This is a genomic window from Actinopolymorpha singaporensis (assembly GCF_900104745.1).
In the GTDB taxonomy this organism is placed as follows: domain Bacteria; phylum Actinomycetota; class Actinomycetes; order Propionibacteriales; family Actinopolymorphaceae; genus Actinopolymorpha; species Actinopolymorpha singaporensis.
The window spans coordinates 4,462,750-4,486,082 of the sequence record NZ_LT629732.1 but is presented as its reverse complement, the minus strand read 5'-3'; the positions used below and the strand labels follow the sequence as shown (position 1 = coordinate 4,486,082).

General features: G+C 71.9%; 23 protein-coding genes and 1 pseudogene. 4 read left to right on the top strand and 20 right to left on the bottom strand.

The window, feature by feature from the left end:
• Window positions 1–74: 74 nt before the first annotated feature.
• The 5 genes and pseudogenes from carB to pyrR all read right to left on the bottom strand — a co-directional run.
• Window positions 75–3,353 (bottom strand): annotated as a pseudogene (gene carB / locus BLU27_RS20150) (carbamoyl-phosphate synthase large subunit); the annotation flags it as partial.
• Complete coding sequence (gene carA, locus BLU27_RS20145) at window positions 3,353–4,630, bottom strand: glutamine-hydrolyzing carbamoyl-phosphate synthase small subunit (protein WP_092655218.1); 1,278 nt, start codon at window positions 4,628–4,630, stop codon at window positions 3,353–3,355. The pseudogene carB and the gene carA, both read right to left, overlap by 1 nt.
• Window positions 4,631–4,697: 67 nt before the next feature.
• Window positions 4,698–5,987: a dihydroorotase gene (locus tag BLU27_RS20140; RefSeq protein ID WP_092655217.1), complete on the bottom strand. Its 1,290-nt coding sequence runs from the start codon at window positions 5,985–5,987 to the stop codon at window positions 4,698–4,700.
• Window positions 5,984–6,949, bottom strand: a complete 966-nt coding sequence (locus BLU27_RS20135; RefSeq protein WP_172805001.1) for an aspartate carbamoyltransferase catalytic subunit — start codon at window positions 6,947–6,949, stop codon at window positions 5,984–5,986. The genes BLU27_RS20140 and BLU27_RS20135 overlap by 4 nt, the downstream gene beginning before the upstream one ends.
• Complete coding sequence (gene pyrR / locus BLU27_RS20130; RefSeq protein WP_092655215.1) at window positions 6,946–7,563, bottom strand: bifunctional pyr operon transcriptional regulator/uracil phosphoribosyltransferase PyrR; 618 nt, start codon at window positions 7,561–7,563, stop codon at window positions 6,946–6,948. Before pyrR ends, BLU27_RS20135 begins: the two co-directional genes overlap by 4 nt.
• A 373-nt stretch (window positions 7,564–7,936) precedes the next feature.
• Here pyrR and bldD point away from each other — a divergent pair, with 373 nt between their 5' ends.
• Complete coding sequence (bldD, locus tag BLU27_RS20125) at window positions 7,937–8,440, top strand: transcriptional regulator BldD (protein ID WP_092655214.1); 504 nt, start codon at window positions 7,937–7,939, stop codon at window positions 8,438–8,440.
• A gap of 310 nt (window positions 8,441–8,750) precedes the next feature.
• Here bldD and BLU27_RS20120 read toward each other — a convergent pair whose 3' ends face one another.
• The 8 genes from BLU27_RS20120 to aroQ all read right to left on the bottom strand — a co-directional run bounded on the left by BLU27_RS20120 (window position 8,751) and on the right by aroQ (window position 15,552).
• Window positions 8,751–9,791: a glycine betaine ABC transporter substrate-binding protein gene (locus BLU27_RS20120; RefSeq protein ID WP_092655213.1), complete on the bottom strand. Its 1,041-nt coding sequence runs from the start codon at window positions 9,789–9,791 to the stop codon at window positions 8,751–8,753.
• A gap of 15 nt (window positions 9,792–9,806) precedes the next feature.
• On the bottom strand, window positions 9,807–10,586 hold the full coding sequence (locus tag BLU27_RS20115) for an ABC transporter permease (RefSeq protein WP_241827531.1): 780 nt from the start codon (window positions 10,584–10,586) through the stop codon (window positions 9,807–9,809).
• Window positions 10,583–11,884, bottom strand: a complete 1,302-nt coding sequence (locus tag BLU27_RS20110; protein ID WP_092655212.1) for an ABC transporter ATP-binding protein — start codon at window positions 11,882–11,884, stop codon at window positions 10,583–10,585. The genes BLU27_RS20115 and BLU27_RS20110 overlap by 4 nt, the downstream gene beginning before the upstream one ends.
• Entirely contained in the window at window positions 11,877–12,524 is a 648-nt protein-coding gene (locus tag BLU27_RS20105; RefSeq protein WP_197681503.1) for an ABC transporter permease, read from the bottom strand. Before BLU27_RS20105 ends, BLU27_RS20110 begins: the two co-directional genes overlap by 8 nt.
• Window positions 12,525–12,894: 370 nt before the next feature.
• Window positions 12,895–13,305 (bottom strand): transcription antitermination factor NusB, encoded by a 411-nt coding sequence (gene nusB / locus BLU27_RS20100; protein ID WP_092655211.1) that lies wholly within the window; start codon window positions 13,303–13,305, stop codon window positions 12,895–12,897.
• Window positions 13,305–13,862, bottom strand: a complete 558-nt coding sequence (gene efp / locus BLU27_RS20095) for an elongation factor P (protein ID WP_092655210.1) — start codon at window positions 13,860–13,862, stop codon at window positions 13,305–13,307. The genes nusB and efp overlap by 1 nt, the downstream gene beginning before the upstream one ends.
• A gap of 99 nt (window positions 13,863–13,961) precedes the next feature.
• Window positions 13,962–15,062: a M24 family metallopeptidase gene (locus BLU27_RS20090; protein ID WP_092655209.1), complete on the bottom strand. Its 1,101-nt coding sequence runs from the start codon at window positions 15,060–15,062 to the stop codon at window positions 13,962–13,964.
• Window positions 15,063–15,117: 55 nt separating this feature from the next.
• Entirely contained in the window at window positions 15,118–15,552 is a 435-nt protein-coding gene (aroQ, locus tag BLU27_RS20085) for a type II 3-dehydroquinate dehydratase (protein WP_092655208.1), read from the bottom strand.
• 100 nt (window positions 15,553–15,652) lie between these two features.
• On the opposite strand from aroQ, the gene BLU27_RS20080 reads away from it, so the two are divergent.
• Genes BLU27_RS20080 through BLU27_RS20070 form a run of 3 tightly spaced genes read left to right on the top strand, consistent with a single transcriptional unit; the run spans window position 15,653 to window position 17,047 of the window.
• A complete protein-coding gene (locus tag BLU27_RS20080; RefSeq protein ID WP_092655207.1) occupies window positions 15,653–16,243 on the top strand; it encodes a ribosomal protein L7/L12 in 591 nt (196 codons plus the stop codon).
• Between the two features lie 49 nt (window positions 16,244–16,292).
• Complete coding sequence (locus tag BLU27_RS20075; RefSeq protein WP_092655206.1) at window positions 16,293–16,736, top strand: MerR family transcriptional regulator; 444 nt, start codon at window positions 16,293–16,295, stop codon at window positions 16,734–16,736.
• A gap of 50 nt (window positions 16,737–16,786) precedes the next feature.
• Window positions 16,787–17,047: a Prokaryotic metallothionein gene (locus tag BLU27_RS20070; protein ID WP_092655205.1), complete on the top strand. Its 261-nt coding sequence runs from the start codon at window positions 16,787–16,789 to the stop codon at window positions 17,045–17,047.
• A gap of 34 nt (window positions 17,048–17,081) precedes the next feature.
• Here BLU27_RS20070 and aroB read toward each other — a convergent pair whose 3' ends face one another.
• The 7 genes from aroB to ruvX all read right to left on the bottom strand — a co-directional run bounded on the left by aroB (window position 17,082) and on the right by ruvX (window position 23,319).
• Window positions 17,082–18,182, bottom strand: coding sequence for a 3-dehydroquinate synthase (gene aroB, locus BLU27_RS20065; protein ID WP_092657912.1), 1,101 nt, complete (start codon window positions 18,180–18,182; stop codon window positions 17,082–17,084).
• Window positions 18,179–18,712, bottom strand: coding sequence for a shikimate kinase (locus tag BLU27_RS20060; RefSeq protein WP_092655204.1), 534 nt, complete (start codon window positions 18,710–18,712; stop codon window positions 18,179–18,181). Before BLU27_RS20060 ends, aroB begins: the two co-directional genes overlap by 4 nt.
• The gene (gene aroC, locus BLU27_RS20055) at window positions 18,709–19,887 is read right to left on the bottom strand and encodes a chorismate synthase (RefSeq protein WP_092655203.1); all 1,179 of its coding nucleotides are present in this window, start codon (window positions 19,885–19,887) and stop codon (window positions 18,709–18,711) included. Before aroC ends, BLU27_RS20060 begins: the two co-directional genes overlap by 4 nt.
• Before the next feature lie 30 nt (window positions 19,888–19,917).
• On the bottom strand, window positions 19,918–20,748 hold the full coding sequence (locus BLU27_RS20050; protein WP_092655202.1) for a prepilin peptidase: 831 nt from the start codon (window positions 20,746–20,748) through the stop codon (window positions 19,918–19,920).
• A gap of 80 nt (window positions 20,749–20,828) precedes the next feature.
• On the bottom strand, window positions 20,829–21,707 hold the full coding sequence (locus tag BLU27_RS20045) for a shikimate dehydrogenase (RefSeq protein ID WP_197681502.1): 879 nt from the start codon (window positions 21,705–21,707) through the stop codon (window positions 20,829–20,831).
• 48 nt (window positions 21,708–21,755) lie between these two features.
• Window positions 21,756–22,859, bottom strand: coding sequence for an endolytic transglycosylase MltG (mltG, locus tag BLU27_RS20040; RefSeq protein WP_092655201.1), 1,104 nt, complete (start codon window positions 22,857–22,859; stop codon window positions 21,756–21,758).
• Entirely contained in the window at window positions 22,852–23,319 is a 468-nt protein-coding gene (gene ruvX, locus BLU27_RS20035; RefSeq protein WP_092655200.1) for a Holliday junction resolvase RuvX, read from the bottom strand. Before ruvX ends, mltG begins: the two co-directional genes overlap by 8 nt.
• Between the last annotated feature and the right edge of the window lie 14 nt (window positions 23,320–23,333).

The following is a 23,333-nucleotide window of genomic DNA, read 5'->3' as shown; positions in this document are numbered from 1 at the left end:
TCGTGGGCGCGTTCGCTGACGCTGACGCTGCCGCCCGCGGAGTCGTTGCCGCGGTCGTCGGCCCACTCCGCCTGTGCCCACGACTGCAGCGAGCGGACCGTCACCTCGCCGGCCCGCAGCGACTCGATGCCCTGCACCGCGGCGGCCAGGCCCTGCACGGTGGTGATGCAGGGGATGTTCGCCATGATCGCCGCGGTGCGGATCTCGTACCCGTCCACCCGCGGGCTACCGCCGGAGGTGGTGCCGCGCGGGGTGTTGACGATCAGGTCGAGGTCGCCGGCCGCGATCCGTTGCACGATGGTGGGCTCGCCGTGCGGGCCGGTGCCCTGGCTGGCCTTGCGGACGACCCGGGCGACGACGCCGTTGCGGCGGAGCACGTTGGCGGTGCCCTCGGTGGCCAGGATCTCGAACCCGAGGTCGGCCAGCCGCTTGACCGGGAAGATCATGTGCCGCTTGTCGCGGTTGGCGACCGACACGAACACCCGTCCCTTCGTGGGCAGCGCGCCGCCGTAGGCGCCGGCCTGGGACTTGGCGAACGCGACCCCGAAGCCGGCGTCGATGCCCATCACCTCGCCGGTGGAGCGCATCTCCGGCCCGAGCAGGGTGTCGATGGCGCGGCCGTCGCCGGAGCGGAACCGGTTGAACGGCATCACCGCCTCCTTCACCGCGAGCGGCGCGGTGGGTGGCAGCTGGCCGCCGTCACCGGTCGCCGGCAGCATCCCCTCCGCGCGCAGGCCGGCCACGGACGTGCCGAGCATCACCCGGGCGGCGGCCTTGGCGAGCGGGGTCGCGGTCGCCTTGGACACGAACGGCACGGTCCGCGAGGCGCGCGGGTTGGCCTCCAGGACGTAGAGCACGTCGCCGGCCAGGGCGTACTGCACGTTGAGCAGGCCACGGACACCCACCCCGGCGGCGATCGCCTCGGTGGAACGGCGGATGCGGGCGATCTCCTCGGTGCCGAGGGTGATCGGCGGCAGGGCGCAGGCGGAGTCGCCGGAGTGGATGCCGGCCTCCTCGATGTGCTCCATCACGCCGGCGAGGTACAGCTCCTGGCCGTCGTAGAGCGCGTCCACGTCGATCTCGACCGCGTCGTCGAGGAAGCGGTCCACCAGCACCGGGTGCTCGGGTGAGATGGCCGTCGCGCGGGCGATGTAGTCCTCCAGCGCGGAGTCGTCGTAGACGATCTCCATCCCCCGGCCGCCGAGGACGTACGAGGGGCGCACCAGGACGGGGTAGCCGATCTCGTCCGCGATCAGCTTCGCCTCGGCGAACGACGTGGCCGTGCCGTGCTTGGGCGCGGGCAGGCCCGCCTGGGCGAGCACCCGGCCGAACGCGCCCCTCTCCTCGGCCAGGTGGATGGCCTCGGGCGGAGTGCCGACGATGGGGACCCCCGCGTCCTCCAGGCCCTGTGCGAGCCCGAGCGGGGTCTGCCCGCCCAGCTGGCACACCACGCCGGCCACCGGACCGGCCTGTTCCTCGGCGTGCACGATCTCCAGGACGTCCTCGAGCGTGAGCGGCTCGAAGTAGAGCCGGTCGCTGGTGTCGTAGTCGGTCGAGACGGTCTCGGGGTTGCAGTTGACCATCACCGTCTCGTACCCCGCCTCGTGCAGGGCGAGGGCCGCGTGCACGCAGGAGTAGTCGAACTCGATGCCCTGCCCGATCCGGTTGGGCCCGGAGCCGAGGATGATCACCGCGGGGCGCTCGCGCGGGCCGACCTCGGTCTCCTCGTCGTAGCTGGAGTAGTGGTACGGCGTACGGGCGGCGAACTCCGCCGCGCAGGTGTCGACGGTCTTGTAGACCGGGCGGATGCCGAGGGCCCAGCGGACCCCGCGTACGACGTCCTCACGCATACCGCGGATCGCGGCGATCTGCCGGTCGGCGAAGCCGTGCCGCTTGGCGGCCCGCAGCACGTCGGCAGTCAGTTCGGGCGCCTCGGCGACCTCGGTGGCCACCTCGTGCAGCAGGAAGAGCTGGTCGAGGAACCACGGGTCGATCCTGGTCGCCTCGTGCAGTTCCTCCGGGGTCGCCCCGGCGCGGATGGCCTCCACGACCTCGCGCAGCCGGCCGTCGTGCGGGGTGGCGATCGATGCCAGCAGGTCTTCCTTGGCCCGCGGCTCCCCCGACCAGACGAACGCCGCGTCGGACTTCTCGATCGACCTCAGGGCCTTGTTCAGCGCCTCGGTGAAGTTGCGGCCGATCGCCATCGCCTCCCCCACGCTCTTCATGTGCGTGGTGAGGGTCTGGTCGGCGTGCGGGAACTTCTCGAACGCGAACCGCGGCACCTTCACCACCACGTAGTCCAGCGTGGGTTCGAAGGAGGCCGGGGTCTGTTCGGTGATGTCGTTCGGGATCTCGTCCAGGGTGTAGCCGAGGGCGACCTTGGCGGCGATCTTGGCGATCGGGAAGCCGGTGGCCTTCGACGCCAGCGCACTGGACCGGGACACCCGGGGGTTCATCTCGATCACGATCATCCGGCCGTCGGCCGGGTTGATCGCGAACTGGATGTTGCAGCCGCCGGTGTCCACCCCGACCGCACGGATGACGCCGATGGCGACGTCACGCATGCGTTGGTACTCGCGGTCGGTGAGCGTCATCGCCGGCGCGACGGTGATGGAGTCGCCGGTGTGCACGCCCATCGGGTCGAGGTTCTCGATGGAGCACACGATGACCACGTTGTCGGCGCGGTCGCGCATGACCTCGAGCTCGTACTCCTTCCAGCCGAGCACCGACTCCTCGAGCAGCACCTCGGTGGTGGGGCTGGCCTGCAGCCCGGCACCGGCGATCCGGCGCAGGTCGTCCTCGTCGTAGGCCATGCCGGAGCCGGCGCCGCCCATCGTGAACGACGGCCGCACGACCACCGGGTAGTTGAGCTCGCCGGCGGCCGCCAGGCACTCGTCGAGGGTGTGGCAGATCCGGCTGCGGGCGGACTCCGCGCCGAGCTCGTCGACGATCTTCTTGAACGACTCGCGGTTCTCCCCGCGCTGGATGGCGTCGATGGACGCGCCGATCAGCTCGACGTCGTACTTGGCGAGGACGCCGGACTCGTGCAGCTTGACCGCGGCGTTGAGGGCCGTCTGGCCGCCGAGGGTGGCCAGCAGGGCGTCCGGGCGTTCCAGCGCGATGATCTTCTCGACGTGCTCGGGCGTGATCGGCTCGACGTACGTCGCGTCGGCGAACTCCGGGTCGGTCATGATCGTGGCCGGGTTGGAGTTGACCAGGATCACCCGCAGCCCTTCGGCGCGCAGCACGCGGCAGGCCTGGGTTCCGGAGTAGTCGAACTCCGCGGCCTGGCCGATGACGATCGGGCCGGAGCCGATGACGAGTACCGAGGAGATGTCGGTCCGCTTGGGCATCAGGCGGCTCCTTCCGGGTGAGTGGTCGTCCCCGTGGAGTCGGTCCGTCCGGCGCCGGCCATCAGGCCGACGAACCGGTCGAAGAGGTACGCCGCGTCGTGCGGCCCGGCGGCGGCCTCGGGGTGGTACTGCACGGAGAAGGCGCGCAGGCGGCCCTCCCGGTCCGACAGCGAAAGGCCCTCCACCACGTCGTCGTTCAGGCACACGTGGGTGACCCGGGCCGGCCCGAACTCGGTCTCGATCGCGGCGCGTGCGTGCCGCCGTGACCTTCCCGTGGCCGAGGTGTCCGCGGCGTCGTCAGGGCCGCCATCGGGACTGTCGTCACTGCCCGTCGGCCAGGCCACCGCGAAACCGTGGTTGTGCGCGGTGACTTCCACCTTGCCGGTGGTGAGGTCCTGCACCGGCTGGTTGATGCCCCGGTGCCCGTAGCGCAGCTTGTACGTGCCCAGGCCGAGCGCCCGGCCGAACACCTGGTTGCCGAAGCAGATGCCGAAGAACGGGATGCCGCGGGCGAGGACGCCGCGCAGTACCTCGACCGGGTGGTCGGCGGTCTCGGGGTCGCCCGGGCCGTTGGACATGAACACCCCGTCCGGTCCGAGCGCGAGCACGTCCTCCAGCGCCGTGGTGGCGGGCAGCACGTGCACCTCGACACCGCGTTCGGCCAGCCGGTGCGGGGTCATCGACTTGATGCCGAGGTCGACTGCGGCGACGGTGTACCGCTTCGTGCCGATGGCGGGTACGACGTAGGGCTCGGTGGCGGTGACCTCCGCGGCCAGCTCGGCCCCCTCCATACGTGGGGTTGCGCGGACGCGTTCCAGCAGCGCGTTCGGGTCGGTCTCGGTGCTGGAGATGCCGACCCGCATCGCGCCGCGTTCGCGCAGGTGCCGGGTGAGGGCGCGGGTGTCCACGCCGCTGATGCCGACCACGCCGTCGGCGCGCAGGGCGTCGTCCAGGCTGCGGCGCGACCGCCAGTTGGAGGGCAGCCGGGCCGGATCGCGGACGACGTACCCCGCGACCCAGATGCGGCGCGACTCGGGGTCCTCGTCGTTCATCCCGGTGTTGCCGATGTGCGGGGCCGTCTGGACGACCACCTGGCGGTGGTACGACGGGTCGGTCAGGGTCTCCTGGTAGCCGGTCATCCCCGTGGAGAAGACCGCCTCGCCGAAGGTCTCACCCTCGGCGCCGTAGGACCGGCCGCGAAACACGCGGCCGTCCTCGAGGACCAGCAGGGCACTGGGCTGGGTGTTCCTCGACAACCGTCCTCCACTCACGGGCATGGCTTCGTACTTGGTTCGTCGGCACGTCGTTCGCCGGCGGTTGGCTCGCCGGTCGGATGGCCGGCACTCACTGCGGCTTCCCGTCCAGGACCGTCGCGCGCCCCCGCAGGAAGGTTGCCACCACCCGGCCCGGCAGGGTCCGGCCGGCGTACGGGGTGTTGCGCGAACGGCTGGCGGACTCGGCCGGGTCGACCTCCCAGGCCGCGGCCGGGTCGTAGAGCGTGAGGTTGGCGGGCGCGCCCACCTCGACGTCGTGGCCGTGGCCCGCGAGCCGGCCGATCCGGGCGGGCCGGACCGACATCCGGTCGGCCACTCCTGCCCAGTCGAGCAGGCCGGTGTCAACCATGGCTTGCTGGACGACGGGAAGCGCGGTCTCCAGGCCGGTCATCCCCATCGCCGCGGCGAGCCACTCGCATTCCTTGTCCTCCACCGGGTGCGGCGCGTGGTCGGTGGCCACCGCGTCGATGGTGCCGTCGGCGAGCGCCGCGCGAAGCGCCTCGACGTCCTCGCCCGTGCGCAAGGGCGGGTTGACCTTGTAGATCGGGTCGTAGCTCGCCACCAGGTCCTCGGTGAGCAGCAGGTGGTGGGGCGTCACCTCCGCGGTGACGGGGTAGCCGCGGCTCTTCGCCCAGCGCAGGATCTCCACCGAGCCGGCGGTGGAGACGTGACAGATGTGGACCCGGGACCCGACGTGGGCGGCCAGCAGCACGTCACGGGCGATGATTGCCTCCTCCGCGACCGCGGGCCAGCCGCGCAGCCCGAGAACGCCGGACAGCGCGCCCTCGTTCATCTGTGCGCCTTCGGTGAGGCGGGGCTCCTGCGCGTGCTGGGCGATCACGCCGTCGAACGCCTTGACGTACTCCAGTGCGCGCCGCATGAGCACCGCGTCGGACACGCAGTCGCCGTCGTCGCTGAACATGCGTACGCCGGCGGCGGAATCCGCCATCGCGCCGAGCTCGGCGAGCTGGGTGCCGCCGCGTCCCACGGTGACCGCGCCGATGGGCTGGACGTCGCAGCGGCCGGACTGCCGGCCGAGCCGGTAGACCTGCTCGACGACACCGGCGGTGTCGGCGGCCGGGAGGGTGTTGGGCATCGCGCACACCGCGGTGAAGCCGCCGAGTGCGGCCGCGACGGTGCCGGTCTCCACGGTCTCCGCGTCCTCGCGGCCGGGCTCGCGCAGGTGGGTGTGCAGGTCGACGAGCCCGGGGAGCAGCACGAGTCCGGCGGCGTCGACCACGGTGGCGCCCTTGGCCGACGGGCGGTTGCCGACCTGGGCGACGTGCCCGTCGCGGACGAGGACGTCGACCGGCTTCGCGCCGAGCGGGCCGGCCCCGCGCAGGAGGTAGGTCTCGTTCATGGCGTCTCCCTGCTGCGTTGCTCGGGCACGGTGTCGTCGATGGCCGGGCCGGCCCCGGCGAGAAGGAGGTACAACGCGGCCATCCGGACGGCCACGCCGTTGGTGACCTGCTCGACGATCACCGACCGGGTGGAGTCGGCGACGTCGGCGGAGATCTCCATGCCGCGGTTCATCGGGCCCGGGTGCATCACCAGCGCGTGCTCGGGCAGTGACGCCATCCGCGACGCGTCCAGGCCGTAGCGGCGGCTGTACTCGCGGGCGCTGGGGAAGAACGCGGCGTTCATGCGTTCGCGCTGCACCCGCAGCATCATCACCACGTCGGTCTTGGGCAGCACCGCGTCCAGGTCGTACGACGTCGAGCAGGACCACTGCTCGACCCCGACCGGCAGCAGCGTGGGGGGCGCCACCAGCGTGATGTCGGCGCCGAGCGTCTGCAGCAGCAGCACGTTGGAGCGGGCCACCCGGCTGTGCAGGACGTCTCCGACGATCGCCACCCGGCGCCCATCCAGGTCGCCGAGGTGGCGGCGCATGGTGAACGCGTCAAGCAGCGCTTGCGTGGGGTGTTCGTGGGTGCCGTCGCCGGCGTTCAGGACGCTGGCGCTGATCCAGTCGGAGGCGGCCAGCCGGTGGGGCGCGCCGCTGGCCGGGTGCCGGACGACCACCGCGTCGGCGCCCATCGCGGCCAGGGTCAGCGCGGTGTCCTTCAGGCTCTCGCCCTTCTCCACGCTGGACCCTTTGGCGGAGAAGTTGATCACGTCGGCCGACAGCCGTTTCGCCGCCGCCTCGAACGAGATGCGGGTGCGGGTGGAGTCTTCGAAGAAGAGGTTGACGACCGTACGCCCGCGTAGCGTGGGGAGCTTCTTGATCGGCCGGTCGGCCAGCTCGCGCAGCTTCTCCGCGGTGTCCAGGACGAGCAGTGCCTCGTCCCGGTCGAGATCGCCCGCGGACAACAGGTGTTTCACGACACACCGCCCTCGGTCGATGGTTCCTTCGTGATGACCACGGCCTCGCGGCCGTCGGACCCCCTGAGGTAGACCGCGACCCGTTCGTGTGCCGCGGTGGGGAGGTTCTTGCCCACGAAGTCGGCCCGGATCGGCAGCTCGCGGTGGCCGCGGTCGACGAGGACCGCGAGCTGGACCGCGCGCGGGCGGCCGATGTCGTCCAGGGCGGTGAGCGCGGCCCGGATGGTGCGGCCGGAGAAGAGCACGTCGTCGACGAGAACCACGATCCGGCCGTCGATGCCGCCCTCGGGGATGGCGGTGTGGCCGAGCGCGCGGGTGGGGCGCAGCCGCAGGTCGTCGCGGTACATCGTGACGTCGAGCGCGCCGACGCCGCCGAAACCGCCCTCGACGGAGCTGATCCGCTCGCCGATGCGCCGGGCGAGCTCGACCCCGCGGGTCGGAACGCCGAGGAGGACGACATCGCCCGCGCCCTTGTTGCGTTCGAGAATCTCGTGGGCGATCCGGGTCAGCGCCCTGGTGATGTCGGCCTCGTCGAGCACCGCTCGGTGGCCGTCGTGCCGGTCCCGATCATGCTCCGGGCCCGACTGGGGGTTCGGATCGCGGGCAGCAGGCATCGATGTGACCTCCTTCCCCGCCTCTCTGGACGGGCCGTTAAAGGACGTCGTACTGGGTGGTCGGCCTGACCTCGCGCTGCCGGCGGACCGGGCCCAACCGCTGCCGAGACTAGCAGCCCACCCCGGCCGCACCCACGCGGGCAGCGCCGCCGGTGTCGCGGCCCCGTGTCGCGACCGGTGGTCGGGCCACGTGCCGCACGTCACTTCGAAGCGCTCCCTCCGGCGTGGACGAGCCGGAATGATCTTGGAGGGCGCCAACTCCGGGCCGGGTTGGCTTGACGTGGGAGTCGCTCCAGGTTACCGTCACGCTCCGTGACTATTTTGGGCGCGGCACTACCGTGTCCCTCGATGATCTAAGGATGGTTGAGCACGGATGCCGAGTGACTATGCACGGTCCCTGGGCGCGAAACTTCGCGCGATCAGGCAGCAGCAGGGGCTTTCTCTCCACGGGGTAGAGCAGAAGTCGAAGGGCCGCTGGAAAGCGGTGGTCGTTGGCTCATACGAACGCGGGGACCGGGCCGTCACCGTCCAGAAGCTCTCCGAGCTCGCCGAGTTCTACGGCGTGCCGATCACCGAGCTCCTCCCCGGAGTGGGCCCGATCGGTGCCGCCGCCGAGCCGCCGCCGAAGCTGGTGCTCGACCTGGAGCGCCTCGGCGAACTGGAGGGCGTCGAGGTCGCGCCGCTGGCGCGGTACGCCGCGACCATCCAGGCCCAGCGTGGCGACTACAACGGCAAGGTCCTGTCCATCCGCAAGGAGGACATGCGGACCCTCGCGGTGATCTACGACGAGCGCCCCAGCGTGCTCGCCGACCGGCTGGTCGCCTGGGGTGTCCTGAACGCCGAGGCCGCCGAGGCGGTCTCCGACGACGAGGCCTGAGCACCGTCGAACACACCGCCCGGGTGCTCGACAGTGTTTTCGCGGCGCACGCCGCAACTCGTCCGGTTCGGCCCGGTCGCGGGGCTCCTCGCCCCGCGGCCGGGCCGAACGGCTCTTGGGCCCGGCGTCGTCTCGGACGGCAACACCCCCTGAGGCTCAGCGCGCCCAGTGCTCGCCGAGAAATACCGCGCGGACCGCCACGATCGCGGCCGGCAGGAACACCAATGCCATGGATTCGCCCATCGGGGTACGCAACGTCCACACGTTCGTGGAGTAGGTACCCCGGCCGGCCGGGATGCGGATCCCTGCCCTAGCGGACGAAACCCTTGGCGCGCATCCAGTCGCGGGCGACGAGTCCGGGGTCCTCACCGTCGACGTCGACCTTCGCGTTGAGCTCCAGCATCGTGGCGGTGGTCAGCTTCGCCGTCAGCGGCTCCATCACCGCACGCAGCCGCGGGTACTTGCGGGCCATGTCCGCACGCACGTTGAAAGCCACGTTGTAGTTGGGGAAGAAGTGCTTGTCGTCGGCGAGCACTTTCAGGTCCAGTGCCTTGATCCGGCCGTCGGTGGTGAACACCTCGCCGAAGTTGCAGCGCCCCTTGTCGGTGGCGTCGTAGACGACGCCGGTGCTCATCGTGCGGATGTTGCCGCGCGGAACCTTGGAGCCGAGCGGAATGCCGTACGTCTTGAGCATGGGCTCGAAACCGTCGTCGCGGCTGGCGAACTCCGACTCCACACAGAACGTCAGGTCCTTCTTCGGCAGCTTCCTCAGGTCCGAAAGCTTCGACACGCCGAGCTTGTTCGCTTCCTCCGAACGGATCGCGAACGCGTAGGTGTTGTTCATCGGCGCGGGCGCGAACCACTCGAGGTGGTGCTTGGCAAGGTCTGCTTGACGTACGGCCTTCCACTGCGCCATCCGGCCGGTGATCGGCTTTGTCCTGCCGAGGTAGCTGATCCAGGCGGTACCGGTGTACTCCCAGTTGGCGTCGACCTCGCCGCGCAGCAGGGCCTGACGTACCGCGACGCTGCCGGAGATGCCGGTCTGGTCCACGACGTCGGCTCCGGCTGTCCGCAGGGCGATCACCGCCATCTTGCCCAGGATCAGCTGCTCGGTGAAGTCCTTGCCGCCCACCACGACGCGGGCGTCCTTCAGCGTGGGTTCGGGTTCGATCGAACCGGGGTCGGCCTCGGGTGCGAACTGCGAGGCGCCCTTGAGCCCGCAGCCGCTGGCCAGCAGCAGCCCGGCGAGTACGACCAGCGCGACCGCTCGCGCCGCTGTCAGGCGCCCGGCGCGGGGCCGGCGAGGCCCGGTGCGGTCCGGATGGGTGTTCTGCGGGTGTTCCTGCGACATCTGACCGGCCTCCCTTCACATGCCCTTGGGGCGGGCGACTTCCTCGACGACCCGGCCGAGCCAGTCGATGAGCAGGGCCAGCGCGGCCACGAGGACCGCACCGACGACCAGCACGCTGGTGCGCTGAAGCGTGATGCCGGAGGTGATCAGGCTGCCGAGACCGCCGCCGTCGACGAACGTCGCGAGCGTCGCGGTGCCCACCAGCAGCACCAGGGCGACCCGGATCCCGGCCAGGATCACCGGCACCGCGAGGACGACCTCGATGCGCAGCAGCACCCTCGTCGCGGACATCCCCATCCCCCGGCCGGCCTCGACCAGGTTCGGATCCACGCCCTGGATACCGGTGATCGTGTTGCGGAGCACCGGGAGAATCGCGTACGCCGCAAGGGCGATGATGGTGGTGCTGAAGCCCAGGCCGAGCCACAGCGCGAGCAGGACGAGCAGACCGATCGCCGGCGCGGACTGCCCGATGTTGGCGAGCGCGACGATCACCGGGGCGGCGGCGCGGGTCCGCCGCCGCGTGAGGATCACCCCGAGCGGCAACGCGATCACCAGTACGACCGCGGTGGACACCGCGGCCAGCACGATGTGCTCCCAGGTGCGGTTCGCCAGCGTCGCAAGGTTGAGTTGACGGGCGGTCACCGCGTCGTGGTGGGCGAACTGGACGTAGGCCACCACGACCCCGACCATCAACGCGACGACAACCGGCTGGCCGATCCAGCGCAGGCGTGCCGGCCGGCCAGGTGCGTCCTCGGTGAGCTCGAGCGCGTCGGGGTTGGCCGTGGCGGCGCTCACCGCGCGACCCCGGCAGTCCCGGCGGTTCCGGATCCGTCGGCCGACGGGTCGTCCGGGCGGGCCGCGGGCTCTCCCCCGGGTCCGGCCGGGTGGGCGCCGGACTGGGCGCCGGACTGGAGCTCCTGGATGGCGTTCATCACCGTCTCGACCCGGATCACGCCCTGGTAGGTGTCGCGCCGCCCGGTGACCACGACCACGCCGTGGCTGGAGGTGAGCATCGTGTCCAGCGCGTCGTTGAGGGTGGCCTGGGTGCCGACCACGGCCAGGCCCTCGTCGCGGCGCCGGGCGGCCAGCGAACCCCGCTCGCGGCCGAGCTCGCGCAGGGACAGCCAGCGCACCGGGCGGCGGCGCTCGTCGAGCAGGATGCAGTTCTCGCGGCCCGCGGCGCGGGTGCGCGCGAGGGCCTCGTTCGCCTGCTCCCCCACCGTGGCGGTCACCGCCTCGTCCAGCTCGACGCCGCCGACCCGGCGCAGGGTGAGCTGCTTCAGCGCCGCGCCCGCACCGACGAAGCCCTCCACCGACTCGTCCGCCGGGTTGGAGAGGATCTCGGCTGGAGTGTCGTACTGCACGATCCGGGAACGCTCGGCCAGCACCGCGATCCGGTCGCCGAGCTTCACCGCCTCGTCGAAGTCGTGGGTGACGAACACGATCGTCTTGCCCAGCTCCTCCTGGATCCGCAACAGCTCGTCCTGCAGGTGCTGGCGGGTGATCGGGTCCAGTGCGCCGAACGGCTCGTCCATCAGCAGCACCGGTGGGTCGGCGGCCAGTGCCCGCGCGACGCCGACCCGCTGCTGCTGCCCGCCGGACAGCTCTCGCGGGTAGCGGTCGCGGTACTGTGCCGGGTCCAGGCCCACCATGTCCAGCAGCTCGTCGACGCGCTCGGCGGTCCGGGAGCTCTTCCACTTCAGCAGGCCCGGGACCAGGCCGATGTTGGCGCCCACGGTGAGGTGCGGGAACAGCCCGCCCGCCTGGATGACGTACCCGATCCCCCGCCGCAGATCGTCGGCGTTGCGGCGGCCCACGTCGTCGCCGTCGAGCAGAATCTGCCCGCTGGTGGGCTCGATCAGCCGGTTGATCATCTTCATCGTCGTCGTCTTGCCGCAGCCGGACGGTCCGACGAACACGACGATCTCGCCGGCGGGGACGTGCATGCTGACGTTGTCCACCGCGGCAGCGCGCTGGCCCGGATAGCGCTTGGTGACGCCGACGAGCTCGATCGGCACGCCGTGCCCGTTGCCGGAGCGGTCGGCGCCGCCGGCTCGGCTCGGCCGGTACGACTGCTGTGTGGACTCAGACACGGATACCCCTCGAGGTCGTGTACTTGCCGACGAGCACGAGGATGCCGTCGAAGATCAGGGCCAGAACGACCACGGACACCGTGCCCGCCAACGCGGAGTTGACGGAGTTGGCGCCGCCCAGCCGCGCCAGGCCGGTGAAGATCAGGCCGCCCAGGCCGGGGCCGGAGACGTACGCCGCGATGGCGCCGATCCCCATCACCATCTGGGTGGAGACTCGGATGCCGGCCAGGATCACCGGCCAGGCGAGCGGGATCTCGACCCGGGCCAGGGTGGTCAACCGGCTCATTCCCATGCCCCGGGCGGCGTCGACGAGCGCCGGGTCGACCCCGGCGAGGCCGACGACGGCGTTGCGCAGGATGGGCAGGGTGGCGTAGAAGACGAGCGCGGTGACCGCCGGCGCCACCCCGATTCCGAGCGGTGCGATCAGCAGGCCGAGCAGGGCGAACGCCGGAATCGTCAGCCCGACGGCGGTGGTGGCGGTGGCCAGGCCGACCGCTCGCTTGTTGTGCTGGACCAGAACCGCCACCACGAGGGCGAGCAGCGTGGCCGCAACCACGCACTGCGCCACCATCGAGGCGTGCTGGAAACCTTGGAACACCAGCACTTCGCGGCGGTCGACGAGGAAGTCCCACAGATTCACGCGGCGGTCTCCTCCTAGCTGGACTTGCCACCTGGGTGCTGCCAACCCGGACTTGGCGACTGCCAACCCGGACCTGCGGCAGGCAACCCGGCCTTGCCACCCGGCCCGCAAGCGGACTGTGTCCCGCGGGGTCGGGCAGCGTGCCCGGCGTGTCGGGTGTCGTGGCGTACGGCACGGCTGCGATGCGGACGGCCCGGGTACCAACACGTCCGGCGCGTTGGGGGTCTTTCCTACCCAAAACGGACGAAGAGTGCAAATTCTCACTCTGGGCCGCGACACGTGACGCGCGGCGGCGCCGCGGTCGGTTACGGGCGCGCCGCGCTCAGTACGGATCTCCGCGCGGCGCTCGGTCAGCACTCGACGGCGGCGCTCAGGGCAGCAGGGTCGGCTTCAGCTCCAGCAGATGCGCCAACAGCCCGTTGACGAAGGCCGGGGACTCCTCACCCGCCAGCTCCCGGGCCAGCCGGACCGCCTCGCTGATCGCCACCGCGTCAGGCACGTCGTCGGCGTAGAGGAGTTCGTACGCACCGACCCGCAGAATGTTGCGGTCGACCGGCGCCATCCGGTCCAGGGTCCACCCCTGCGCGTGCGCCGCGAGGAGCTCGTCCAGCCGCTGGGCGTGCTCCACCACGCCCTCCACCAGCTGACGGGTGTAGTCGGGCACCGGCGGGTCGGCCAGCTCGATGCGGTCGGCCAGCGTGGTCAGCGGCGGGCGGCCGCGCAGCTCGGACTCGTAGAGAACGTCGACCGCCCGCTTGCGTGCCTTCGATCGTGCGGGCACTACACCCGTCCGAGGTAGTCGCCGGTGCGGGTGTCGACCTTGACCTTCTCGCCGGTGGTGATGAACAACGGCACCGCGATCTCGTAGCCGGTCTCCAGCCGGGCGGGCTTGGTGCCGCCGGTCGACCGGTCGCCCTGCAGGCCCGGCTCGGTGTATTCGATGGTCAGCTCGACCGACGCCGGAAGCTCGACGTACAGCGGGACGCCCTCGTGCACCGCGACCACGGCGTTCTGGTTCTCCAGCATGAAGTGGGCCGCGTCGCCGACGGTCTCCGCGGAGATCGGCAGCTGGTCGTAGGTGGTCGCGTCCATGAAGACGAACGACTCGCCGTCGTTGTACAGGTAGGTCATCTCGCGCTTGTCGACCGTGGCGACGTCGACCTTCACGTCGGCGTTGAACGTCTTGTCGACCACCTTGCCCGACAGCACGTTCTTCAGCTTGGTGCGCACGACCGCACCGCCCTTGCCCGGCTTGTGGTGCTGGAACCACACCACGCCCCAGAGCTGGCCGTCGAGGTTGAGCACCATGCCGTTCTTGAGGTCGTTCGTGGTTGCCACTGCGGTATTCGCCTCTCAGCTGCTGCGGTTCGTGTCGCTTCGACCCGTTCGGGCGGAAGCGGGCCGGCGCCTGGCGGGAACCGGCCGGAGCTGGTTCCGTCAGGCCAGGACGAGGAGGTCCCTGCCGGCCTTGGTGAGCACCTCCACCTCGCTGTCGTGGACGATCAGCGTGTCCTCGATGCGGACACCACCGCGGCCCGGCAGGTAGACACCAGGCTCGATGGTGACAGGAGTGCGAGGGCCGAGTTTACCCTCCGCGGTCCTGGCGAAGAACGGGTCCTCGTGGATCTCCAACCCGACGCCGTGCCCCAGGCCGTGGGTGAACCGCTCGCCGTAGCCCGCGGCGTCGATCACGTCCCGGGCCGCCGCGTCCACGTCCGACAGGGCGGCGCCTGGCGTCAGGGCGTGCCGGCCGGCCCGCTGGGCGGCGCGGACGACGTCGTGGATCTCCTGCTGCCAGTCCGCCGGTTCGGCCCCGACGACCACGGTGCGGGTGCAGTCGGCGTGGTATCCCTCGTAGCGGGCACCGAAGTCGATCTTCAGGAAGTCGCCCGGCCGGAGCGCCCGGTCGGTCGGCTGGTGGTGCGGAATCGCCGAATGCTCCCCACCCGCGACGATCGTGGCGAACGCCACCGCCTCCGCACCCGCGGCGTACATCCGCGTCTCCAGGTCGCGGGCGATCTCGCGCTCGGACCGGCCCACGAGCGGGCCGGCGAACAGGCCGGCCAGCGCCTTCGTCGACACCGCACAGGCCTGCCGGAGGTGGTCGAGCTCCACGTGGTCCTTGTCGACCCGCAGCCCCTCCACGGCCCGGTGCAGCGAGCCCGGCGCCAGGCCGGGTTCGAGCGAACGGAGGGCCTCCAGCGCGTCGACGGTCAGTGAGTGCGTCTCCACACCGAGCCGGGAGACGCCCCACGCGGCCGCGCGCCGCGCCAGCGCCGCCAGCAACTGCCGGTCGACGACGATCTCCAGGTCCGGGCACTGTGCCGCGGACTGGTCGGCGTACCGGCCGTCGGTGGCCAGCACCGCGGCGTCGTCGCCCTCGGTGCCGTCGGCGCGTACCAGCAGGGCGGCGTTGGACCCGGTGAACCCGCAGAGGTACCGGACGTTGACGAGGTGGGTGATCAGTGCGGCGGGAACGTCCCGGGCGGCGAGCAGGTCGCGCAGCCGGGCCCGGCGGGCGGCGTGGATGTCAGGCACCGTTCCACCCTTGCGCCCCGGCCCGTCAGGGGCAAGCCCGGAAGACGATCACAGCTCAGGGACGGTGGGTGGCCGCCACCGCCGACAGCGCCAGGCGGTACGACTCGAAACCGAAGCCCGCGATCGTCCCCGTCGCCACCCCGGCCACCACGCTGGTGTGCCGGAACGCCTCCCGCCGCGCCGGGTTGGTCAGGTGCACCTCGATCAGCGGAGCCGTGAGCTGCGCACACGCGTCGCGTACGGCGTAGGAGTAGTGGGTGAACGCGGCGGGGTTCAGCACCACCGGGGTCGAGGTGTCGGCGGCCTCGTGCAGCCAGCCCACCAGCTCCGCCTCCTGGTCGGTCTGGCGAACCTCCACCTCCAGGCCGAGCTCGGCGCCGGTCTTGGCACAGGAGGCCACCAGGTCGGCGTACGACGTGGAGCCGTAGACGTCCGGCTCGCGCGAACCGAGGCGGCCGAGGTTGGGGCCGTTCAGGACGAGAACACGCACCTCGCCAGGCTAGGGCATCCGGCGGCCGTTTCCCCGCCCGCCCACCGCGCCCTCGGTGGCCAGAGCTGACGGACGGTACCTGCGGCATTAGCATCCTCACGTGACCGACGTCCTGGTGGTGATTCTCGCCGGACTCGCCGTCCTCGTGGGGATGGTGCTGTTCCGGCGGCGCGGGCCCGGGGCCGACCGCGCGGTATCGGGCGGCCGGCCGTACGCAGGATCCGGCCTCCCCGGACAGTCGGGGCCTGGGCCGTCCGGCCGGCCTGCCCGGACGAGCACCGCACGGATCCTGAACCAGCCGGTCGACCCGATGGTGGTGGCCGTGGTGGTGGCGCTGCTCGGCCAGAACAAGAAGATCCAGGCCATCAAGGAGCTGCGCGAGTCGACCCGGCTCGGCCTCGCCGACGCCAAGGCCCTGGTCGAGGCGATCGCTGCCGGGCACCGCCCGCCGACCGTGGTGTTGCGTGGCGACGCGGTCGACGTCACCCCGTCCACCGCGGCTCCGGAGTCGTACGAGTCGGACGAGCCGGACGAGGCGCACGAGTCGGCGGACGGCTCGCCCGCCGACCTGGCCGCCCGGGCCCGCTCGCTGCGGTCACAGGGCCGCGAGATCGAGGCGGTCCGGCTGGTCCGGGCAGAGACCGGGATGGGCCTGGCCGACGCGCAGCGGTTCGTCCGCGCCCTCGGCTGAGCCCGGCGTTTCGGCGCAGGCCCACGAGTCACGACCGGAGGTTCCGCGGATGCGGATGAAGGAGATGGTGGCGCGGACCGGGGTGCACGAGCGTCTGTTGCGCTACTACGAGCAGCAGGGGCTGCTCGCCCCGGAGCGGCTGCCGAGCGGCTACCGCGTCTACAGCGAGACCGACGTGGAGGCCGTCCGGCGGATCCGCTGCCTGCTGGCCGCCGGCCTGCCGACCGCGACGATCGCCCAGGTGCTGCCGTGCGTACGTACCGACGACGACCGGCTCGTCCCCACCTGTCCCGATCTGGTCGCGCAGCTTCGCCGGGAACGCGACCGCATCAGCCGCGCCATCGACGAACTCGCCACCTCGCGGGAGATGCTGGACCACGTGCTGTCCGCAGCCCCCTCGGCGACGCTCCCTGATTCGACACCGGAGCGGGCCCAGGATCCGGCCCCGGATCCGGCCCCGGAATCGACGCCTGGGACCGGCCGGTACGCCTGAGCCGGGTGTGCCGGGTGTTACCGGGTGCGCGGCCGGGAAGCCTTCAGGCCATGAGCGCCTGCGAGGTCTGCGGCAACGACTACTGGATGTCGTTCGAGGTACACACCGGAAGCGGTGCGGTGCACACGTTCGACTCCTTCGAGTGCGCGGTGCAGCGGCTGGCTCCGGTGTGCGAGCAGTGCCGCTGCCGGATCATCGGACACGGGGTGGAGGTCGACGGCAGGTTCTTCTGCTGCGCCCACTGTGCCCGTGGCTCCGGTGCCGCGCACGGCAAGGAGATCAAGGACGCCGCCGGAGTACGCCCCGGCTGACGGTGCCGCGAGGCTGCGGCCGGCGAGCGTCGGGTCAGCCCGCGATCGTGTCGTACGCCGAGCGCATCAGCGCGGTCTCGGGCCCCTCCAGCAGGCCCGGCTTGGCCAGGCCGTCCAGGACGACGAAGCGTACGAGGTCGCCGCGGGCCTTCTTGTCCAACCGCATCCCGGCCAGCAGGGTCGGCCAGTCGGCGCCGTGGTAGGCGGTCGGCAGGCCGAGCAGGCCCAGGATGTCCCGGTGCCGCCGCGCCGTCTGCTCGTCCAGGCGCCCGGCCAGCCGGGCGAGTTCGGCGACGTAGACCAGGCCGACCGACACCGCGGCACCGTGCCGCCAGCGGTAGTGCTCGGCGCGCTCGATCGCGTGGCCCATGGTGTGCCCGTAGTTGAGCACCTCGCGGCCGATGCCGCCGCCGGCGGTGGCCGAGGTCTCGGTGAGGTCGTCGGCGACGACTCCGGCCTTGATCCGGACCGAGCGTTCCACGAGCTCGGCGGTGAGGTCGCCTGCCGGGTCGGCCGCGGCTGCGGGGTCGGCCTCGATCAGGTCCAGGATCACCGGGTCGGCGATGAATCCGCACTTGACGACCTCGGCCAGGCCGCTCACGTAGTCGGGTGCGGGCAGGGTGCGCAGGCTCGCCAGGTCACACAGGACGCCGGTCGGCTCGTGGAAGGCGCCGACGAGGTTCTTTCCCTCGGCGGTGTTGATGCCGGTCTTGCCGCCCACGGCCGCGTCGACCATGCCGAGCAACGTGGTCGGCACCTGCACCACAGCCACGCCGCGCAGCCAGGTGGCCGCCACGAACCCGGCGAGGTCGGTGGTCGCTCCCCCGCCGACCCCGACCAGCGCGTCGGACCGGGTGAAGCCCCACGCGCCGAGCGCGGACCAGCAGCGGGCGGCGACCTCGGCCGTCTTGGCCTGCTCGGCGTCGGGCACCTCCAGCAGGTATGCCGAGAAGCCCTGCCCGGTCAGCAGGTCGCGGATCCGTTCGCCGGTCGCGGTCAGTGCCTGCTGGTGCACGACGGCGACCTTGCGTACGCCGTCGCCGAGCAGGCCGGGCAGCTCGTGGAGCACGTTCGTACCGACGACGACGTCGTAGGGCCGGGCGGTGCGGACCGGGATCCGGACGGACTCGTTCACGACCGGCACTCCCCCGCAGTGCCTGTGCCCCGCACGGTGCGGACCACCTCACCGGCGATGTCGGCGGGTTCTCGCCCGTCGGTGGAGATCACCACCGAGGCGACCTCGCCGTAGAGCGGACGCCGGGCGTCCATCAGCTGCTTGAGCCGGCCGCGGACGTTGCCGAGCAGCAGCGGCCGGGAGGTGTCCAGGCCGACTCGCCGGGCCGCGTCGGCGAGCGAGACGTCGAGGAACACCACGTGCTGGCTGCACAGGTCCCGGCGGGTGTCGGCGTCCAGGACCGCTCCGCCGCCGAGGGCGAGCACACCCGGATGCTCGGTCAGCGCCCGGCGCACGGCGGCGCGTTCCAACCGGCGGAACGCGGTCTCGCCCTGGTCGACGAAGATGTCCGCGATCACAGCTCCGGTCTCGGCCTCCACGTCGGCGTCGGTGTCGCGGAACGTCACGCCGAGCTGCTCGGCGACCAGGGTGCCCACCGTGCTCTTGCCTGCACCGGGCGGGCCGATGAGGACGACCTTCGGCGCGGTCACCGGATGCTCAGCTGGTCGAGGTAGGCGGCGACGTTGCGCCGGGTCTCCGGGACCGAGTCGCCGCCGAACTTCTCGAGTACGGCGTCGGCGACGACCAGCGCCACCATCGCCTCGGCGACCACGCCCGCGGCCGGCACCGCACACACGTCGGAACGCTGGTGGTGGGCACGGGCCTCCTCGCCGGTGGCGACGTCCACGGTCCGCAGCGCGCGCGGCACGGTGGAGATCGGTTTCATCGCCGCGCGTACCCGCAGCAGCTCACCGGTGGACATGCCGCCCTCGGTGCCGCCGGAACGGCCCGAGGTACGGCGCAGGCCGTCCTCGCGGCGTTCGATCTCGTCCTGGGCGGCCGACCCTCGGGTCCTGGCCAGCTCGAACCCGTCGCCGACCTCGACACCCTTGATCGCCTGGATGCCCATCAGCGCCGCCGCGAGCCGGGCGTCCAGCCGACGGTCCCAGTGCACGTGGCTGCCGAGCCCGGGTGGGAGTCCCCACACGACCACCTCGACGACGCCGCCGAGGGTGTCGCCCTCCTTGTGCGCGGTGTCCACCTCGGCCACCATCGCCTGGCTGGTCGCGGGGTCCAGGCAGCGCACCGGGTCGGCGTCGATGCGCTCCAGGTCACCCGCCGACGGGACACTGCCCGCCGGTGCCCGCACCGTGCCCAGCTCCACGACGTGGCTGAGGACCGTCGCGTCCAGCGCCTGGCTCAGGAACGCCGTGGCGACCGACCCGAGCGCGACCCGGGCCGCGGTCTCCCGGGCGCTGGCACGTTCCAGGACCGGGCGGGCCTCGTCGAAGCCGTACTTCTGCATGCCCACCAGGTCGGCGTGCCCGGGGCGGGGCCGAGTCAGTGGGGCGTTGCGGGCCAGGCTGGCGAGCTCGTCCGGGTCCACCGGGTCGGCGGCCATCACCTTCGCCCACTTGGGCCACTCGCTGTTGCCGACGCGCACCGCGACCGGCCCGCCGAGCGTGCGGCCGTGCCGGACGCCGCCGAGGAAGTCCAGCTCGTCACGTTCGAACGACATCCGGGCGCCGCGGCCGTAGCCCAGCCGCCGGCGAGCCAGCTGGCGGCTGACGTCGTCAGTGGTGATCTGGACGCCGGCCGGCAGTCCTTCGAGAATTGCGACCAGGGCGGGGCCGTGCGACTCGCCCGCGGTGAGCCACCGAAGCATGCCGGAAAGTCTTTCACGGCGCCCGCAGGCTCAGCGCGTGAGGTACCAGCCGAGCACTTGTTCGCCGTACATCACCGTGAGCAGGAATCCCGCCAGCAGGAACGGCCCGAACGGGATCGCGGTCTTGCGATGCGCGCGGCCGGCCACGACCAGACCGAGGCTCACCACCCCGCCGAGCACGAATGCCGCGAACGTGCCGACCAGGACGTACGGCAGGCCGAACCAGCCCAGGCCGACCCCGAGCACCCCGGCCAGCTTGACGTCGCCGAAGCCGAGCCCGGACGGGGCGAGCAGCCCCAGCAACGCCAGGAACGACCACAGGGCCGCCCCGCCGACCAACGCCCAGGCCAGCCTGGTCCAGGCACCGGTGACCAGCGCGGCACCGCCGAGCAGCGCTACCACCACGGCGTACGACGGCAGGACCACGGCGTTGGGCAACAGCCGCACCCGCAGGTCGACGTAGCCGAGCAGGATCCCGGCCAGGGCGAGGTAGAGGACGGCCGGCAGGGCCGCGTCGGGTCCCAGCCGCCAGGCCAGCAGACCCCAGGTCAGGGCGGTCGCCACGGCAGCCACCGCGGGCAGGGACGGCCAGCGGGCGAGCTCGGCATAGGAGACGGGCCTGTCGTCCGGGGACGGGCCGTCGTCGCCGGTCCCGCCGATTCCGTGGTCGGCCTCGCCGCTGACCGCCTCGGCGCTCTCCCTGTCGAGATCCCGGTCGAGCTCCATGTCGAGCCCGGCGTTCGGATTACTGTCCGGCTGGACCGGATCGGGCAGCCGCGCCACCCAGGCCGGCACCAGCGTCCCGGCGACACCGCCGACCGCGACGCAACCCGCCACGAACGCGATGTTCCATGCCGTCACGGTGACGGAGCCTAGCGGCCGGCGCGGGGTCGCGGCCGGTTGTCCACAGGGCCGGCCAGGGCAGCCGGGACCGCGGCGGGCTATCCGGCCCGGGCGCGCAGGGCCCGCTCGCCGGCTGTCCGCATCGCGGCCACCGGCACGGGGGTCTTCCCGGTCATCTGCTCCACCTGCAACGCGGCCTGGTGGACCAGCAGGTCGAGGCCGCCGACCACCACCCGCCCGGCCAGGGCGGCAGCCTCGGCCAGCCGGGTCGGCCACGGGTCGTACAGCACGTCGAAGACCACCTCGGCCCGTTGGGCGATGCCGTCGGCGACCGGTGCCGCCGCCGCGTCGGGCACGGTGGACACCGCGAGGTCGAGCCGGGCCGGCAGGTCGACCGCGGCGTCGCCCCAGGCCACGACGCGCAGGTCGACGCCGAGTTCGGCCGCGAGCCTGTGCAGGTCCTGGGCGCGGGCCGGGTCGCGGGCCAGCGCCCACACCCGGCTCGCGTTCATCGCCGCCGAGGCGGCCAGTGCGGAGGAGGCGGTGGCCCCGACACCGACCAGCAGGACCTCACGGACGGTTGCGACGCCGCGTTCGCGCAGCGCCTCGATCAGGCCGGGTACGTCGGTGTTGGTGCCCGTACGCCGGCCGCCGGCCAACAGGACAGTGTTGACCGCGCCGACCAGCCGGGCGGGTTCGGTCACCTCGTCACACAACGGGATGACGGCCCGCTTGAGTGGCATGGTCAGGGACAGGCCGCGCCAGGTCGGGTCGAGGCCGTCGAGGAAGGCGGCCAGCCCCACCTCGCCCACCTCGAACGCGTCGTAGCGCCACGGCAGGCCCAGCTCCGCGTACGCCGCGCGGTGGAGTACCGGCGACAGGGAGTGTGCGATCGGAGAGCCGAGCACCGCGCACCGGCGTACGTACTTGTCCCCCGGCTTCGCCGTGTGGTTCCAGGGTTCGGCCCCAGCCCCCACCGTCGGCTCCCTTCCCTCCTCGTCAGCAGGCACGTCGTGGACCGGCCGTCAGCAGCGGTCGGAGTGCGCACGGCACCAGTTCTGGAACTGCCGCACGTATCTCTCGTGCTCGGGGAGCGTGGTGGCGAACTTCGTCTCGCCGGTGTCGGGATTGACGGTCACGAAGTACATCCACGAGCCCTCGGCGGGACGGATGGCCGCGCGCAGCGCACGCTCACCGGGTGAGTTGATCGGCCCCGGCGGCAGGCCCGGGTGCACGTAGGTGTTGTAGGGCGAAGGGTTGGCGCGTTCGGCCCGGGTGGTCGAAGGAGTGTCGTAGCGGTTGGTCGCGTAGTGCACGGTCGAGTCCAGCTGCAGCCGCTGGTTCTTCGCCACCCGGTTGTAGATCACCCGGGCGACCTTCGGGAAGTCCGCGGGTCGGCGGGCCTCCGCCTCGACGAGGCTGGCCACCGTGACCACCTGCAGCGGGTCGAAGTCGGACTGCGCGGTGCCGTCGGTCAGGCCGAGCTGCGCGCTCACCTGGTTGTGCCGCTTGACCATGTCGCCGAGCAGCGAGGCGGCGGTGGTCCCCGGGTCGACGTCGTACGTCGCGGGGAACAACATGCCCTCCGCCTTGCCCCTTGCGTACTTCGGCAGCCCCAGCGAGGACGGGTCCTTCAGTGCCTGCTCGAACTCCGACTCGGGGATCTTGGTCTTGTCCGACAGGATCGAGACGATCTGGGACACGCGGCGGCCCTCCGGGACGGTCACGCGGTCCATGATCCTGGACTCGGGGTCGAGCAGCAGGCCCAGTGCGTTCTTGGCGGCCATCTGTTCCCGCAGCCGGTAGTAGCCGGGCTGGATCGACAGCGCTCTGGAGTCGTTGCGGGCCGCGCGGGTGAACGCCTCCGCGCTCTTCACCACGTCCTTCTGCTCGAGGGTGTCGGCGATGTCGGTGCTGGACTCACCCTGCTCGATCTGGACCACGACCTGGCCCTGGCCGGAACCGGTGTAGTCGGGGACGCTGAACGCGTCCGACAGCAGGGCACGGCCCTTGATCACCGCGACCACACCCAGGCCGCCGATCACGGCGAGTGCGACCAGTACGGCGACACAGCCGCGCCCGCGGCGGTGGCGTACGCGGCCGGAGGTCTGGAACCCGAGCTCACTCACTGGCGGACCTTCTCCTTACGGGCGAGCCCGGCGGTTTTCCTGTGGAACGCTCGGTGTCGAGCGCGTTCTGCAGGATGACCGCTGCCGCTGCCTGGTCGATGCGGTTCCTGGTGCTCTTGGTGGACCGCCCCTGCGCCCGGAACCCCTGCTGCGCACCCACCGTCGACAGACGTTCGTCGAACAGCCTCACCGGGACCGGTGCGAGTCGCTCGGCGAGCTCGCCGGCGAACTCGCGGGCCTTCGCCGCGGCGGGCCCCTCCCGGCCCGACAGCGACACCGGCAACCCGACGACGACCTCGACCGCCTCGGACTCCTCGGTCAGCGCGGCCAGCCGCTCGAGGTCACCCGCGCCGCGCCGGACCGTCTCGACCGGGACCGCGAGATATCCGGACGGGTCGCAGCGGGCCACCCCAATTCGGACATCGCCCACGTCGACACCCAGCCGTACGCCGCCGCGCATCGTCGCCGTCCGCG

Excerpts from the sequence above, each read along its gene's own strand:
- BLU27_RS20140 (WP_092655217.1), bottom strand. The coding sequence starts at position 5,987 with ATGAACGAGACCTACCTCCTGCGCGGGGCCGGCCCGCTCGGCGCGAAG.
- BLU27_RS20120 (WP_092655213.1), bottom strand. The coding sequence starts at position 9,791 with ATGTCGCAGGAACACCCGCAGAACACCCATCCGGACCGCACCGGGCCT.
- pyrR (WP_092655215.1), bottom strand. The coding sequence starts at position 7,563 with ATGCCTGCTGCCCGCGATCCGAACCCCCAGTCGGGCCCGGAGCATGAT.
- BLU27_RS20070 (WP_092655205.1), top strand. The coding sequence starts at position 16,787 with ATGAGCGCCTGCGAGGTCTGCGGCAACGACTACTGGATGTCGTTCGAG.
- ruvX (WP_092655200.1), bottom strand. The coding sequence starts at position 23,319 with ATGCGCGGCGGCGTACGGCTGGGTGTCGACGTGGGCGATGTCCGAATT.
- carA (WP_092655218.1), bottom strand. The coding sequence starts at position 4,630 with ATGCCCGTGAGTGGAGGACGGTTGTCGAGGAACACCCAGCCCAGTGCC.
- bldD (WP_092655214.1), top strand. The coding sequence starts at position 7,937 with ATGCCGAGTGACTATGCACGGTCCCTGGGCGCGAAACTTCGCGCGATC.
- aroC (WP_092655203.1), bottom strand. The coding sequence starts at position 19,887 with ATGCTTCGGTGGCTCACCGCGGGCGAGTCGCACGGCCCCGCCCTGGTC.
- BLU27_RS20075 (WP_092655206.1), top strand. The coding sequence starts at position 16,293 with ATGCGGATGAAGGAGATGGTGGCGCGGACCGGGGTGCACGAGCGTCTG.